This window comes from Stenotrophomonas maltophilia, assembly GCF_001274595.1.
Classification (GTDB): Bacteria; Pseudomonadota; Gammaproteobacteria; order Xanthomonadales; family Xanthomonadaceae; genus Stenotrophomonas; species Stenotrophomonas forensis.
On the sequence record NZ_CP011010.1, the window covers coordinates 599935 to 614639 of the forward strand.

14 protein-coding genes are annotated in these 14705 nt (G+C 65.8%); 5 read left to right on the forward strand and 9 right to left on the reverse strand.

Translation table 11 applies throughout. From position 1 onward, the window contains the following. Window positions 1-11 precede the first annotated feature (11 nt). The 3 genes from VN11_RS02680 to VN11_RS02690 all read right to left on the reverse strand — a co-directional run bounded on the left by VN11_RS02680 (window position 12) and on the right by VN11_RS02690 (window position 3203). Entirely contained in the window at window positions 12-1370 is a 1359-nt protein-coding gene (locus VN11_RS02680; RefSeq protein WP_049446207.1) for a phosphomannomutase/phosphoglucomutase, read from the reverse strand. Between the two features lie 145 nt (window positions 1371-1515). Further along, entirely contained in the window at window positions 1516-2457 is a 942-nt protein-coding gene (locus VN11_RS02685) for an electron transfer flavoprotein subunit alpha/FixB family protein (protein ID WP_053448721.1), read from the reverse strand. Further along, the gene (locus tag VN11_RS02690) at window positions 2457-3203 is read right to left on the reverse strand and encodes an electron transfer flavoprotein subunit beta/FixA family protein (RefSeq protein WP_053448722.1); all 747 of its coding nucleotides are present in this window, start codon (window positions 3201-3203) and stop codon (window positions 2457-2459) included. The genes VN11_RS02685 and VN11_RS02690 overlap by 1 nt, the downstream gene beginning before the upstream one ends. Window positions 3204-3484: 281 nt before the next feature. Here VN11_RS02690 and rfbB point away from each other — a divergent pair, with 281 nt between their 5' ends. The 5 genes from rfbB (at window position 3485) to VN11_RS02715 (ending at window position 8399) form a co-directional block, all read left to right on the forward strand. Beyond that, on the forward strand, window positions 3485-4540 hold the full coding sequence (gene rfbB / locus VN11_RS02695; RefSeq protein ID WP_053448723.1) for a dTDP-glucose 4,6-dehydratase: 1056 nt from the start codon (window positions 3485-3487) through the stop codon (window positions 4538-4540). Between the two features lie 27 nt (window positions 4541-4567). Next, on the forward strand, window positions 4568-5455 hold the full coding sequence (gene rfbA, locus VN11_RS02700; protein WP_053448724.1) for a glucose-1-phosphate thymidylyltransferase RfbA: 888 nt from the start codon (window positions 4568-4570) through the stop codon (window positions 5453-5455). After that, window positions 5452-6009 (forward strand): dTDP-4-dehydrorhamnose 3,5-epimerase, encoded by a 558-nt coding sequence (gene rfbC, locus VN11_RS02705; protein WP_053448725.1) that lies wholly within the window; start codon window positions 5452-5454, stop codon window positions 6007-6009. Before rfbA ends, rfbC begins: the two co-directional genes overlap by 4 nt. Then, complete coding sequence (rfbD, locus tag VN11_RS02710) at window positions 6006-6911, forward strand: dTDP-4-dehydrorhamnose reductase (RefSeq protein ID WP_053448726.1); 906 nt, start codon at window positions 6006-6008, stop codon at window positions 6909-6911. Before rfbC ends, rfbD begins: the two co-directional genes overlap by 4 nt. 159 nt (window positions 6912-7070) lie before the next feature. Continuing rightward, window positions 7071-8399, forward strand: a complete 1329-nt coding sequence (locus VN11_RS02715; protein ID WP_053448727.1) for a hypothetical protein — start codon at window positions 7071-7073, stop codon at window positions 8397-8399. Window positions 8400-8459: 60 nt separating this feature from the next. On the opposite strand, the gene VN11_RS02720 is transcribed toward VN11_RS02715, so the two are convergent. From VN11_RS02720 to VN11_RS02745, 6 genes are read right to left on the reverse strand one after another with little or no spacing between them, the layout of a single operon-like run. Then, the gene (locus tag VN11_RS02720) at window positions 8460-8852 is read right to left on the reverse strand and encodes a GtrA family protein (RefSeq protein ID WP_053448728.1); all 393 of its coding nucleotides are present in this window, start codon (window positions 8850-8852) and stop codon (window positions 8460-8462) included. Beyond that, complete coding sequence (locus tag VN11_RS02725) at window positions 8849-10135, reverse strand: NAD(P)/FAD-dependent oxidoreductase (protein ID WP_053448729.1); 1287 nt, start codon at window positions 10133-10135, stop codon at window positions 8849-8851. Before VN11_RS02725 ends, VN11_RS02720 begins: the two co-directional genes overlap by 4 nt. A 2-nt stretch (window positions 10136-10137) precedes the next feature. Next, window positions 10138-11097, reverse strand: a complete 960-nt coding sequence (locus tag VN11_RS02730) for an NAD-dependent epimerase/dehydratase family protein (protein ID WP_197586564.1) — start codon at window positions 11095-11097, stop codon at window positions 10138-10140. After that, window positions 11094-11831 carry an SDR family oxidoreductase gene (locus tag VN11_RS02735; RefSeq protein WP_053448730.1) on the reverse strand — a complete coding sequence of 246 codons (738 nt, stop codon included), beginning with the start codon at window positions 11829-11831 and terminating at the stop codon, window positions 11094-11096. The genes VN11_RS02730 and VN11_RS02735 overlap by 4 nt, the downstream gene beginning before the upstream one ends. Window positions 11832-11833: 2 nt before the next feature. Further along, window positions 11834-13138, reverse strand: a complete 1305-nt coding sequence (locus VN11_RS02740) for an FAD-binding oxidoreductase (protein ID WP_053448731.1) — start codon at window positions 13136-13138, stop codon at window positions 11834-11836. After that, window positions 13138-14580, reverse strand: coding sequence for a UbiA family prenyltransferase (locus tag VN11_RS02745; RefSeq protein WP_080374865.1), 1443 nt, complete (start codon window positions 14578-14580; stop codon window positions 13138-13140). The genes VN11_RS02740 and VN11_RS02745 overlap by 1 nt, the downstream gene beginning before the upstream one ends. Window positions 14581-14705: the final 125 nt, after the last annotated feature.

Sequence of the window (14705 nt, forward strand, 5' to 3'; positions counted from 1 at the left end):
CCTTACTTAACTTAATGATGAGCCGGGCTGCCGCCGATCAGGGCGGTAAGTTCCTGGGTGCGTCGCGCCAGCAGCACGGCGTCGCCTCGGGTTTCAATGTTCAGGCGCAGCAGTGGTTCGGTGTTCGAGCTGCGCAGATTGAAGCGCCAGTCGGCGAACTCGGCGCTGACGCCGTCGGTATGATCCAGCAGCGGTGCGTCGGCCTGGTAATGGGCCAGGACGTGGGCCACCGTCGCCTTGGCGTCTTCCACGCGGAAGTTGATCTCGCCACTGCAGGGGAAGGCCTTCACCCGGTCCGCGACCAGTTCGCCCAGCGGAGTACCGGTCTGCGAGACCAGTGCGGCAATCAGCAACCAGGGAATCATGCCGGAGTCGCAGTAGGCGAAATCGCGGAAATAGTGGTGCGCACTCATCTCGCCGCCGTAGATCGCATCTTCGGCGCGCATGCGTTCCTTGATGAAGGCATGGCCGGTCTTGCTCATGATCGGCACGCCACCGGCCTGCTGTACCTGCTCGATGGTGTTCCAGGTCAGGCGCGGGTCATGGATGATCTTGCCGCCCGGCTGGCGCGCGAGCAGCGCGGTGGCCAGCAGGCCGACCAGGTAGTAGCCCTCGATGAAGTTGCCATCGGCGTCGAAGAAGAAGCAGCGGTCGAAGTCGCCATCCCAGGCGATGCCGAAGTCGGCACCGTGTTCGCGCACCGCGTCGCGGGTGGCCGCGCGGTTTTCCGGCAGCAGCGGGTTGGGAATGCCGTTGGGGAAGCTGCCGTCGGCCTCATGCTGGATGCGGATGAATTCGAAGGGCAGGTGCGGGGCCAGTGCGTCGATTACCAGGCCGGCACCACCGTTGCCAGCGTTGGTGACGATCTTCAGCGGCTTCAGGCTGGCGACGTCGATGTAGCCGAGCAGGTGCTGGATGTAGGCCGATTTGTCGGCGTCCTGGCTGACCGTGCCGTGGCCGTTGCCCAGCGGTGCGTCGGAGGCCGCGAAGTCGCGGATGTCGAACAGGCCGGTATCGCCGCTGATCGGCTTGGACTGTTCGCGTACCAGCTTCATGCCGTTGTAATCCATCGGATTGTGGCTGGCAGTAACCATGATGCCGCCGGCGGCCTGGCGGTGGAACGTCTGGAAGTACACTTCCTCGGTGCCGCACAGGCCGATGTCGATGACATCGCGGCCACTTGCGGTGAGGCCTTCGATCGCGGCCTGCAGCAGCTCCGGGCTGCTCAGGCGGATGTCATGGCCGACGATGACCGGTCCTGGCCCCAGCAATGCCGCCGTGCCGGCGCCGATGCGCTTGGCCAGGTTGGCGTCGAGTTCATCCGGAACCCGGCCACGGATGTCATAGGCCTTGAAACACGGGAGCGTCATCAATGCGGTCCTTACTGGGGTGACCGCCGATTATAGCGACAGGCTCCGTCGGGGCGGGTAATCCTGTCCAGCATCCGTGCCGGCCAAAACAATCGGAAAGGACCGCATAACCCGTTGATTATGCGGTCCCTTGCTTCTGCCGGGCTCAGCCCAGCGCCGCTTCCAGCTCTGGCAGGATCGTGAACAGGTCCCCCACCAGGCCGATGTCGGCGATCTCGAAGATCGGCGCGTCACCGTCCTTGTTGATCGCCACGATGGTGCCGGCGTCCTTGATGCCGGTCAGGTGCTGGATGGCACCGCTGATGCCGACGGCCACGTACAGCTCCGGCGCGATGATCTTGCCGGTCTGGCCGACCTGCAGGTCGCTGGGCACATAGCCGGCATCGACCGCGGCGCGCGAAGCACCGACGGCGGCGCCGAGCCTGTCGGCCAACTGGAAGATGACTTTGAAGTTCTCTTCCGAGCCGACGCCACGGCCACCGGAGACCACGCGCTTGGCGCTCTGCAGGTCCGGGCGGTCGCTGGCACCGGCGGCCAGGCCGACGAAGCGGGTGTGGGCCGGCAGCGGGGCGTCGACGCTGGCCGCTTCGATAGCGGCACTGCCACCCTGGGCCGCTTCCGGCCACGACGCGGCACGCACGGTGGCGACCACGACCTGGTCGGCCGGGGCTTCGACGGTGATGATTGCGTTGCCGGCGTAGATCGGGCGCTTGAAGGTGTGGCTGCCTTCGACGCTCATCAGGTCGGAGACCTGGTTGACGCCAAGCAGGGCGGCCACGCAGGGCATCAGGTCCTTGCCGAAGGTGGTCGACGGGCCGAACACGTGGGTGTAGCCCTTGGCCAGCTGTGCGATCTGCGGCGCCAGCACCTGGGCGATGGCTTGTGCATTGGCGGCGTTGGCCACGGTCAGGACCTTGGCGACGCCGGCGATCTTCGCCGCTTCCGCAGCGACGGCGGCCGGATCGGCGGCCAGCACCAGCACGTCGATGCTGGCACCGCTGATGGCGGCGGCGGCGCTGACGGTCTTGGCGGTGGCGGCGTTGAGCTTGCCGTCGTGGTGCTCGGCGATGACGAGAATCTTGCTCATTACAGCAGCCCCTTCTGCTTGAGTGCGGCAACCAGTTCGGCCGCGTCCTTGACCATCACACCCTTGCTGCGCTTGGATGGCGCGGCGTACTGGGTGGTCTTGAAGGTATCGGCGGCTTCAACGCCGAGGTCGGCCAGCTGCAGGCTCTCCAGCGGCTTGGCCTTGGCCTTCATGATGTCCGGCAGCTTGATGAAGCGCGGCTCGTTCAGGCGCAGGTCGGTGGTGACCACCGCCGGCAGGTCCACTTCGAGGGTTTCCAGGCCGGCATCGACCTCGCGGGTGACCGTGGCCTTGCCGTCGGCGATGTCCAGCTTGCTGGCGAAGGTCGCCTGCGGACGGCCCCAGAGCGTGGCCAGCATCTGGCCGGTCTGGTTGGCGTCGTCGTCGATCGCCTGCTTGCCCAGGATCACCAGGTCCGGCTGTTCCTTCTCGATCAGCTTGAGCAGGGTGCGGGCGGCGGTCAGCGGCTGGATGGCCTGGTCGGTGACGACGTGAATGGCGCGGTTCGCGCCCATGGCCAGGCCATTGCGCAGGTGCGCCTGGGCGTCGGCCGGTGCGATGGTCGCAACCACGACTTCGCTGGCGATGCCCTTGTCGCGCAGGCGCAGGGCTTCTTCCAACGCGATTTCATCGAAGGGGTTGGGGGACAGCTTGACGCCGTCGGTGACCACGCCGGAACCGTCCGGCTTGACCTGAATGCGGACGTTGTAGTCCACCACGCGCTTGTACGCGACGAGGATTTTCATCTGGTACGGGGTCCTTGTAGTGCCGGCCGCTGGCCGGCTCACATTTGCTGGGGGAACATCCGGTCCTGCAACAGCAACCGGTTCGGGGGTGGGACCCCGATTCTAGCGGGTGGCGGGGCACCATGCGAATGCGTATGGTTTTGTTGCAATGCGGCATTCCGGGCGGTGTCCACCTGTTCCGTTCATGGCCGACAGGCAGTCGTGAAGGAGCCGCCGATGTATCCTCTCCCGCTGCCGGAAGGCTCCAGGGCCGAGGTGAAATCTGAACAGGAGAACGGGTAGTGCCCACATGGCTTGTCACCGGCGGCGCCGGATTCATCGGCGGCAACTTCGTGCTGGAAGCGGTCGCACGTGGCATCAAGGTGATCAATCTTGACGCCCTCACCTATGCCGGCAACCTGAAGACCCTGTCCAGCCTGGACAGCGACGCCAACCACGTCTTCGTGCAGGGTGATATCGGTGATCGCGACCTGGTTGCCCGCCTGCTGGCCGAGCACCGGCCCGACGCGGTGCTCAACTTCGCTGCGGAAAGCCACGTGGATCGTTCCATCGACGGTCCCGGCGCATTCATCCAGACCAACGTGGTGGGCACCCTGGGCCTGCTGGAAGCGGTGCGTGACTACTGGAAGGGACTGCCGGCCGACGAGGCCGCTGCATTCCGCTTCCTGCACGTGTCCACCGACGAGGTGTATGGCACGCTGGGCGAGACTGGCAAGTTCAGTGAAACCACCCCGTATGCGCCCAATTCGCCGTACTCGGCGTCCAAGGCCGCATCGGATCACCTGGTGCGTGCGTTCCATCACACCTACGGGCTGCCGGTGCTGACCACCAATTGCTCCAACAACTACGGCCCCTATCATTTCCCGGAAAAGCTCATTCCGCTGGTGATCGCCAAGGCGCTGGCCGGCGAACCGCTTCCGGTGTACGGCGATGGCAGGCAGGTGCGTGACTGGCTGTTCGTCACCGATCATTGCGAAGCGATCCGCACGGTGCTGGCCAAGGGGCAGGTCGGCGAGACCTACAACGTCGGTGGCAATTCGGAGAAGCAGAACATCGAAGTGGTGCAGGCGATCTGCGCGCTGCTCGATGCACGCCGCCCGCGCGACGATGGCCAGCCGCGCAGCAGCCAGATCACCTACGTGGCCGACCGTCCGGGGCACGACCGCCGCTATGCGATCGACGCCTCCAAGCTGAAGAACGACCTCGGCTGGGAGCCGGCCTACACCTTCGAGCAGGGCATCACCTTCACCGTTGACTGGTACCTGGACAACCAGGAGTGGGTGAACGGCGTGCTGGATGGCAGCTACCGCCTGCAGCGCATTGGCACCTCTGCCTGAACCGACGGCATTGAACAGGAAACCTGCATGACGCAACGCAAAGGCATCATCCTGGCCGGTGGCTCCGGCACCCGGCTGTATCCGATCACCAAGGGTGTCAGCAAGCAGCTGCTGCCGGTGTACGACAAGCCGATGATCTACTACCCGCTCAGCGTGCTGATGCTGGCGGGCATCCGTGAAGTACTGATCATCAACACGCCGCATGAGCAGGCGCTGTTCCAGCAGTTGCTGGGCGACGGTTCGCAGTGGGGCATGGACATCCAGTACGCAGTGCAGCCCAGCCCTGATGGGCTGGCACAGGCCTATCTGATTGGCCGCGATTTCGTGGCCGGCAAGCCGAGCTGCCTGGTGCTGGGCGACAACATCTTCCATGGCCACGGTCTACGTGAACTGCTCAAGCGCGCCGACGAGCGCGTGGACGGTTCGACCGTGTTCGGTTACTGGGTGAATGACCCCGAGCGCTACGGCGTGGCCGAGTTCGACAGGGGCGGTAAGGTAGTCGATCTGGTGGAGAAGCCAGCAAACCCGCGTTCCAACTATGCGGTTACCGGCCTCTACTTCTACGACGGCAACGCCAGTGACTATGCCGCCGAGCTCCGGCCTTCGTCGCGTGGCGAGCTGGAAATCACCGATCTCAACAAGCGCTACCTGGCCGACGGCACGCTTCATCTGGAAGCACTGGGCCGCGGTTATGCCTGGCTCGATACCGGCACCCACCAGTCGCTGCTGGAAGCCTCCAACTTCATCGAGACCATCCAGACCCGCCAGGGCCTGCAGGTATGCTGCCCGGAGGAAGTGGCGTTCGGGCAGGGCTGGATCTCGGCCGAACAGCTGCAGGCGCTGGCGGCCCCGTTGATCAAGAATGGCTACGGCCAGTACCTGAACAAGCTGGCATTGCGTGGGGTGGTTCCGTGAAAGTGATTCAGACCCGCCTGCCGGGATGCGTGGTGCTTGAGCCGATGGTGTTCGGTGATTCGCGCGGTTTTTTCTTCGAAGGCTGGAACGCATCGCGATTCGGTGCGCTTGGGTTGCCCGACCGGTTCGTGCAGAGCAATGTTTCGTCCTCGAGCAAGGGCGTGCTGCGTGGCCTGCACTACCAGTGGCCGCGCCCGCAGGGCAAGCTGGTCAGCGTGCTGGAAGGTGAGGTCTACGATGTAGCCGTGGACATCCGACGCGGGTCACCGACGTTTGGATGCTGGGAGGCAGTGATCCTGAGTGCCGGCAACAAGCGCCAGTTCTGGATTCCGGAAGGTTTCGCCCACGGTTTCGCGGTGCTGTCCGAGACTGCGCTGTTCCACTATCTCTGTACCGACGTGTACGTAAGGGAAGCCGATGCTGCTGTGCGCTGGGACGACGCCGATATCGCGGTGGACTGGCCGATCAGCGATCCGATCCTGTCGGCCAAGGATGAGGATGCGCCGTTCCTGAAGGATATTGCCGAAGACCGATTGCCGGCCTATACGCCATGAAGCTGCTGGTGTTCGGCGGCAACGGCCAGGTGGGCCAGGAACTGCTGCGCGCATTGGCGCCGCAGGGTACGGTGATTGCAACCACGCGCAGCGGCACGCTGCCCGACGGCCGTTCCTGCGAGAGGGCCGACTTCAGCGAGCCAGACAGTCTGTTGGCATTGCTGGATCGGCTGCAGCCATCGATCGTGGTCAATGCGGCGGCCTATACGGCAGTGGACCGCGCCGAACAGGACGCAGGCGCGGCCTTTGCGGCCAATGCGCTGGCACCGGGCGTGATCGCGCGCTGGTGTGCGCTGCGGGGTGTGCCGTTCGTGCACTACTCCACCGACTACGTATTCGATGGACGCGGCACACGGCCGTACCACGAGGACGAGCCTACTGCACCGCTGGGCGTGTATGGCACCAGCAAGCGCGATGGCGAGGATGCGGTGCGTGCAGCGGGCGGGCGCCACCTGATCTTCCGCACGGCGTGGGTGTATGCCGCGCACGGTGCGAACTTCCTGCGCACCATGCTGCGGGTGGGCGCCGAGCGCGACCGGCTGCGGGTGGTGGCCGATCAGATCGGCACGCCGACGCCGGCGGCACTGATCGCCGATGTCACTGCGCTGGCATTGCAGCACCCGGGCCCGTTGTCCGGCACCTGGCACCTGACCGCCACGGGCCAGACCAGCTGGCATGGATTCGCCGAGGCGATCTTCGCCGAGGCGCTGGCGAAGGGGCTGCTGGACCGTGCGCCGGTGGTGGAGGCCATTCCGAGTTCGGACTATCCGACCCCGGCGCAGCGTCCGGCATGGTCGGTGCTGGACAACCGCCGGATCCAGCAGGATTTCGCTATCGAGCTGCCCAGTTGGCAGGCCGGTCTGGCGCGGGTGATCGACGAGATCGCGTTGCCTCGCAACTGAGGCGGGAAGCCGCAATGGGGCGCGTGCGCGGACGCAGTCCGCAGCCCGCGCTCTCTTTGACAGCTCCCGGAAATAGCCCCACCATCGCGCGGCATGGTCATCGCCGACGAGAAGGATTTCATGAGCAGAGTGCCCGCAGGGCCCGCGGTACGAAGCGGATTGCCTCCATTTGCCGTGGTCGCAGGCGTCGCGCTGGTCGCATTGCTGGTGCGGCTTCTTTACGTCCAGTTCTTCAGTACGCCGATGCCCTTCTGGGACCAGTGGGACGGCGAGGGCGCGACCGCGCTGCAACCCTGGCTGCATGGAACCCTGCAATGGAGCACATTGCTGGAACCGCACAATGAACACCGTATCTTCCCGACCCGCCTGGTTGCGTTGCTGTCGTTCTTCCTGACCGGACAGTGGAACAACGTCTACGAAGCCCGCATCAGCGCCGTGGTGGCCTGCTTCATCCCGGCGACGCTGGTCTGGCACGCGCTGCGTGACAGTGGCGTCGTGGGTGGGCGCAGGTTGCTGGTTGCATTCGCACTGCTGATGTCGATCCTGCCGTTCTCCTGGGAGAACCTCCTGGTGGGCTTCCAGAGCCAGTTCTACTTCCTGGTCCTGTCCAGCATCGTGGCTGTCGGGCTGGTGGCGCGCCATCACCAGAGCATCCCCGCGTTGTTGGCGGCGATGGCGCTGAGTGTGCTGGCGGCGGTCACCATGGCCTCGGGCATGCTGACCGCTGTCGCGGTGGGCGCCACCTGCGTGATCGCCTGCCTCTGCCTGCCCGGCAAGCGTGCGCCGGCGTTGTGCGCCACAGCGGTGCTGGCGGTGTTGGCGGTGGTCGCCTATCGGGCGATTCCGGTCATCGATGCCAACGGAATGCTGCGCGCGCAGTCGCTTGGAGAGCTGTTCCTTGCGACCACCCGCGTGCTGTCGTGGCCGGGGCGCTCGAACGGCTGGGTGGCCATCGTATGGCTGCCGGGTGTGGTGATGATCACGCGCATGCTGCTACGCCGGCAGGCCACCCGGACCGATGTGGCGATGGCCGGATTCTGTGCCTGGACCGTGCTGCAGGCCTTGGCGATTGCCTATGGTCGCGGGCATGAAATGGGTTCCCCGGCGCCGCGCTACACCGATCTCTTCGTACCCGGCGTATTCGGCAACGCGTGGTTCGCGTTGCAGCTCTGGGGCCTGCTGCCGCGCTCGGGCCTGCGCAGCGCCGCGCGTGCCGCGGTGGTCATGTTCGCGCTGGTGGTCGTGGGCGCTCCGCTCAGCCAGGTGGGCAAGGACTTCCGCAGGATCCGGGCGTTTGCCGCGGAGAGCCGCGTGCAGCAGGACAATGCCACGCGCTATCTGGTCACGGGTGATCCGGCCGCGCTGCAGGTGGGCGAACGCGAACTGCCTTACCCGGATGCTGCCAAGCTGAAAGCACAACTGGATGACCCCAGGCTGCGCCGGATCCTGCCAGTCAAACTGGAAGCGAGTGCATCCGAAGGGCGCTGAGCGCATCCGCAGATGAAGGCAGGTGGGCCCCGTTGACCGGAATCGGGCTCACCGTGAGGGTCACCGGAACGACAGGTGCTTGTGGCCGAAGTAGCTGGAGATCACCGGCACGGCCACGCCGACCACGTGGGCGATCTCCAGGCGCAGCATGTCTACGCCCAGCCACGGCAGCAGGTGGTAGGCCAGAACGGTGGAAACCAGCCAGGTCTGGGCCACCGCGAACAGATTGACCAGCACGAAGTAGAACGCCGAGTGGTGCAGCGGCCGGGTGCTGCCGGAGAACACGAACCAGCGCGTCAATACGAACGCGGTAACCATGCCGGTGAGGTAGGCGGCGATGATCGCGGGAGTGAATGGCATCCAATGGCTGTACAGCATCCGCGACAGGATGTTGGCGAGCGCGGCGATGCCGCCGGCCACGAGGAACAGCAGGAACGGGCGCGACAGGGTCACGCAATCGCCTCGCGGGCCATGGCGCGGCCGAAGCCGATGCTCTCGGAGATGCCACGGTCCTCAGGATAATAGTGCGATGTATCGGCCACCCACAGGCCTTCCACGGGCAACCTGCGCGGCGGAAGCCGGTCGAGGAAGCCTGGTTCGCAGATGGGCTGCGCATGTCGGTAGCGGCTGACCCGTACTTCGATGAAATCGTCTGCATGCAGCTGCGGATTGATCATGCCCAGGTAGCGCCGCACCTTGTCGGCGAACACCTCGTCGCTGTCGCCATAGCGCTCGTGCTCGCCGGGCATGTAGAACGGCACGTAGACGATATGTGCATCCATCGGGCGCAGGTTGGTGTATTCGACGATGCCGGGGATGTCCATGTCCGGATCGTTGGTGTTGACCCAGAAATTGGCCGAGACCGGCTTGCGCAGCTTGGCGATGACACAGACCACGGCGATGTTGTTCAACGTGCGGAACTTCGCCAGGATCGCTTCGGGCAGGTCCGGGGCCAGGCGTGGTACGAACGGCAGCGGCACCGTGGAGATGACCTTGTCGAAGGCCAGGTGCTCGCCGCCGACCTGGACGCCATGTACGCGGCCCGCCTCGATCACGATGCGCTGCACCGGGCTGGACAGTCGCACTTCGCCGCCATGGCGCTGGATGTCCGCATGCAGGGCATCGAGCAGGGTGGACGAGCCGCCCTCCAGATAGCCCAGCTTCTCGCGCATCAGGCTGTAGCGTGAGCGACCGATGCGCCGGATCCGGCTCCAGATCCAGGCCGCCGACAGGTTGCCGGCGTAGTTGTAGAACTTGTAGTCGAACAGCCTGCGCCACAGCGTCTCATAGGCTTCGGCCCCGACCCAGCGGCGGATCCAGGAGGAGGCTTCGACATGATCCAGCGGGCGCCAGTCGTTGCGACGGGTGCACAGGAAGGCGTGCAGCCCGTAGCGGATCTTGGCCATCAGCCCAAGGCCCTTGAAGCGCAGCAGGGCGATCGGGTTGCCCCATGGCTGCAGGCGCTTGCCGAACCAGTAGCCCATGCGGGTTTCGGTCCAGCGCATGCGATCACCCAGGCCCAGCTCCTCGAGCACCGCCAGGAAATCGTGGTCGGAGGTGCAGTGGAAGTGGTAGTAGCGCTCGATCTGCATGCCGCCGAAATCGAAACAGGCGGTCATCCCGCCCACCCGGTCGTCGGCCTCGAACACCACCGGCTGGTGGCCGTCGCGGGCCAGCTGGTATGCCACGGCCAGGCCCATCGGACCGGCACCAAGAACGGCGATGCGTTCGCTCATGATCAGAACTCCAGGGCGATGTCGCCGTACTCGGGATCGTTGAAGGTGGCGTCGATCGCCTGGGCAAAGGGCGTTGGCTGCACGCCGAAGATGGATGGCCAGTCGATGACCTCGAACTCATCGTGGGCCACCAGCGCCTGCAACTGTGCGGCGGTGAACGGCGGATCGCGGTCGAACAGTGCCCAGGTCTTCAGCAGCAGGTGGAACAGGGTGTAGGGAATATGCAGCACCATCGCGCGTGCATCCGTGCTGCGCTTGATCTGGCGGATGATGTCGACGTAGTCGACCTTTTCAAGGCCGGTGATGTTGTAGCGCTGGCCGCTGATGCGTGAGCGCAGGCAGCTGGCAATGATGGTGGCGAAGTCGCCGGCATACAGCGGCTGGCGCATGTAGCGGCCATGGCCCGGAATCGGAAAAACCGGAACTCTGCGCATGAAGCGCGACAGCCAGCCCAGGTGCTTGCGGTCGAACCAGCCAAACATCAGGGTAGGGCGCAGAATGACGGACGCAATGTTGCGGGCGGCCACACGCTGTTCCTGTTCGCGCTTGGTACGGGTGTAGTCATCGTCGGCCACCGAGCAGACGACCGAGGAGCTGACGTGCACGGTATAGGGAACGGCGTGGCGCTCGATCGCATCGAGGACATTGTCGGTGGCGGTGATGTTGTTGCGCACGAACGGCAGGGGATCGGTGCCGCCGATCTGTGCCTGCAGCATTACCACGGCGTCGGCCGCAGCGAAATGGCGTTCCCACGGGCCGGGTTCGGCCAGGTCGGCCAGTTCAGTGATCACGTCCGGATGCATGCCCGCCAGCACCTCGAGATTGGCGGCATGCTTGTCGATCACCACCAGCTGCCGATAGCCCAGGCGCTTGAGGATGGCCACCAGGTTCTGGCCGACCAGGCCGGCGCCGCCGGGAATGATGATCTTCTGCTCCAGCACGGAGCTCGATGCGGCGCTCACAGCGTGATCCTGTTGAAGGCGGCCTGCGGCAGGGTGCGGATCACCCCCATGATCAACCGCCAGAAGCCCGGCGCGTACAGCACCGGGGTGCCACGGCCGATGCCGGCGATGATGCGTCGCGCGATCTGGTCCGGTGTAGCCCACAAGGGGCCCTTGCGCAGGTGGGCCGTCATCGGCGTATCGACGAAGCCGGGGCGGATGTCCACCACTGCCACGCCCCGCTTGGCCAGGCGTTGGCGCAGGCCGCTGAGGAAGGTGCTGACCGCCGCCTTGGCAGCGCCATAGACGTAGTTGCTCTGTCGGCCACGGTCCCCGGCGACCGAAGTGATCACCGCCAGTGTGCCGCTGCCGGCATCGGCCAGCCGGTTGGCCAGTGGTCCCAGCAGGGCCAGGGTGGAGGTGCCGTTGGTGGCGAATTCGGCCATGCAGGCCTGCACCGAAGCCTCGCAGGCGGCCTGGTCGGGCAGCGTGCCGTGTGCGATCAGCACCACGTCGACCCTGCCCAGTGCCTGCCATGCCTGCGCTAGCAGGTCGGCATGAGCTGGCAGGTCGTTGATGTCCATGGCGTGGGTGTGCGTGGCGCGCGCACCGCGGATGCGCAGGTCGTCGCCAATGGCAGCCAGTCGATCCGCGCGGCGACCGACAAGGAACAGCGACGCACCACGCGCGGCATAGCGCCGGGCAACGGCTTCGGCGATGGCGGACGTGGCGCCGATGATGAGGACACTCTGCATGCTTACTCCGTCACCCGGCGCCAGAAACCGGATGAGAAACGTGGATCGATGAAACGACTGAAGTCCTGCCAGCGGGGGTAGGACTGTTGGAATGACGTGGCCGTCATCCGCGCATCCTTCGCCGGGTACTGCGCACCGCCTGCGGCATCGACGATCTGGTCCAGGCGCCGCAGCAGGGCCAGCAGGGACTCGCCGGTGTTTGGGAAGTCCAGGGCCAGCGTGGTGCCCGGGCGTGGAAAGGACAGCATGCCGGGCGATGGCCGCGTGCCGAACTGCTTGAGCACCGCCAGGAACGAACCCTGGCCACTGCGGGCGATTTCCTGCAGCAAGGCGGGGATGCCGTCGGCGGCCGCCTGCGGTGGCAGCACGCACTGGTATTGCAGGAATCCAGCCGGACCATACATCCGGTTCCACTGGTCGATGCCATCGAGTGGGTAGAAGAAGGGCAGCAGGTGCGACGCATGGCGCCGGCGCAGTGGCAGCTGGCGCCAGTAATAGAGCACGTTGAACGGGCGCAGGGTGAGCCGGTTGACCAGCGAAACCGGTGGCGTCAGCGGCATCGCCCACTGCCTGCGGGGTGCAGCAGGACGTTCGTCGAGCGGTTGTGCGGCATGGTTGGCGCGGGTGAAATGGCCGCGGCCGAGGGAACGGCCACGCGCCAGGCAGTCGATCCACGCCACGCTGTACTCGTGGCTTTCGCAGCTCTCCCTGGACAACGCGAAGAAGTCGGCGAGGTTGCAGAAGCGGATGTTCTCCACTTCCAGGCTGCTGCCTGGCACCCGGCGCAGCTGCAGCTCGGCGCGGGTGACCAGGCCGGTCAGGCCCAGCCCGCCCACCGTGGCCCCGAACCAGCCATCCGCATCGCCGGGACGGCACAGCCGGCGTTCGCCATCGCTGCGCAGCAGCTCGAAAGAGCGCACATGGTGGCCAAAGCTTCCCGCCACATGATGGTTCTTGCCATGGACGTCATTGCCGATGGCGCCCCCCACCGTGACGTGGCGGGTACCCGGTGTCACCGGCAGGAACCAGCCCTGCGGCAGTGCCAGGGCAATGATCTCGTCCAGGGTCACGCCGGCTTCGCAGTGCAGCCGGCCGCTGGCTGGATCGAAGGCGATGAAGCGGTCCAGGCCACGACAGTCGAGCAGGGTCGCACCCGGGTTCTGGCAGCTGTCGCCATAGCTGCGGCCATTGCCGTACGGCAGCGCGCTGCCTTCGAAGTCCGGTAGTCCAGCTTGGCGGTCATGCACCCTCGCCAGCGCTTGCGGCGAACGCGGATACCTTCCCCAGGAATACGCGCGCGCGCGCATCAGATCGCCACCAGCGCAAACCCGACGCACAGCGCGGCCACGATCTGGCTGACCCGATCGGTGGCTGCGAATACGATGGGGTCATCATGCATCTTGCCGCGATGGGCGATCACCCAGGTACGGCTGACCCAGTACAGCAGGATCGGGCAGATGAACCACAGCAGCTTCGGGTTGCGGTACAGCTCCACGCTGTCGGGGCTGTTGATGTACAACGCCATCACCAGCACCGCGCAGTAGCCTGCCGCGGCACCGAGTGACTGCAGCAGCGGCAGGTCCTCCACGTCATAGCCGCGGCCGTCGGCACGGGTGTTGCCCCGGGCCAGCACCGAGTGCAGTTCCGTGTAGCGCTTGAGCAGGGCCAGCGAGAGGAAGATGAACATGCTGAAGGCCAGCAGCCAGAACGAAAGCTCCGCGCCGATGGCAACCGTGCCGCCGATGATGCGCAGGGTGTAAAGGCCTGCCAACAGCACCACATCGAGCATGACCACGCGCTTCAGGCGCAGCGAGTAGCCCAGGGTGAGTGCGTAGTATCCCAGCAGCACGGTGGCAAATGACGGGCTGCAGGCCAGGCCGATGGCCAGGCCGCACAGTGTCAGCAGGGGGCCGGCAAACAAGCCGTGCAGCAGCGGCAGCCGGCCAGCGGCAAAGGGGCGAAGGCGCTTGCGCGGGTGGCGGCGGTCCGCACCGAGGTCGAGCAGGTCGTTGAGTACATAGACGCCGGAGGCACACAGGCTGAAGGCGGCAAAGGCCAGCAGGGCGTCGGCGACCGCCGTTGCTTCAAGGAAACGATGGGCGGTCAGCAGCGGTACGAACACCAGCAGGTTCTTCAACCATTGATGCGGGCGCAGTGCCTTCACCCATGCCTGCAGCCGGGAGGGACCCGGCCAATGCCCCAGCACCTGGGTGTGTCGGGCGGCGGCGCTGGCGAGGGGCGGGCCGTTGTTGACCACCCAGGCGCCTGATGCGCGTGCCCAGACCGGCAGGTCGACCGTGCCGTTGCCGGCATAATCAAAGCCGCGTTCGCCAAACGCATCCACCAGGGCCTGCGCCTTGCGCGCACCGGACAGATTGCGCTGGCCATCACTGGCGATGACCTGTTCAAACAGGCCCAGATGCGCTGCGATCGGCGCGACCAGCAACTGGTCCGACGCAGTGCACAGTACCCTTGGTCGTTGCGGAGTGTCGCGCAGCAGTTCCAGCACCCTCGTGTTGTAGGGCAGGTGACGGGGATCGACAGCGGCGCGGGCAGCAATCCGGCGCTTCAGCACAGCCTTGCCCTGCAGCAGCCAGAACGGCAGCAGGATCAGGTACAGCGGATTGCGTGCAAGCAGCACCAGCAGTGATTCATACAGGATGTCCGAGTCCAGCAGCGTGCCATCCAGATCCACGCACAGGGCGCGGCCATGGGCTGCGGGGGAGGTGGCTGGCGTCGCTGGAGGCATCGTCTGCGGGCGGATGCGGCGGATCGTGCATTGTATCCGCGTTGGAGCGCGGGCCCGAAAAACCTCGTCGCGGCCCGGGGCCGACCTACCGGCACCGTTTGCTGCGGCGCAAACCCGTCGGTTGC

Excerpts from the sequence above, each read along its gene's own strand:
- VN11_RS02690 (WP_053448722.1), bottom strand. The coding sequence starts at position 3,203 with ATGAAAATCCTCGTCGCGTACAAGCGCGTGGTGGACTACAACGTCCGC.
- VN11_RS02685 (WP_053448721.1), bottom strand. The coding sequence starts at position 2,457 with ATGAGCAAGATTCTCGTCATCGCCGAGCACCACGACGGCAAGCTCAAC.
- VN11_RS02680 (WP_049446207.1), bottom strand. The coding sequence starts at position 1,370 with ATGACGCTCCCGTGTTTCAAGGCCTATGACATCCGTGGCCGGGTTCCG.
- VN11_RS02725 (WP_053448729.1), bottom strand. The coding sequence starts at position 10,135 with ATGAGCGAACGCATCGCCGTTCTTGGTGCCGGTCCGATGGGCCTGGCC.
- rfbA (WP_053448724.1), top strand. The coding sequence starts at position 4,568 with ATGACGCAACGCAAAGGCATCATCCTGGCCGGTGGCTCCGGCACCCGG.
- VN11_RS02735 (WP_053448730.1), bottom strand. The coding sequence starts at position 11,831 with ATGCAGAGTGTCCTCATCATCGGCGCCACGTCCGCCATCGCCGAAGCC.
- VN11_RS02745 (WP_080374865.1), bottom strand. The coding sequence starts at position 14,580 with ATGCCTCCAGCGACGCCAGCCACCTCCCCCGCAGCCCATGGCCGCGCC.
- rfbD (WP_053448726.1), top strand. The coding sequence starts at position 6,006 with ATGAAGCTGCTGGTGTTCGGCGGCAACGGCCAGGTGGGCCAGGAACTG.
- VN11_RS02740 (WP_053448731.1), bottom strand. The coding sequence starts at position 13,138 with ATGCGCGCGCGCGCGTATTCCTGGGGAAGGTATCCGCGTTCGCCGCAA.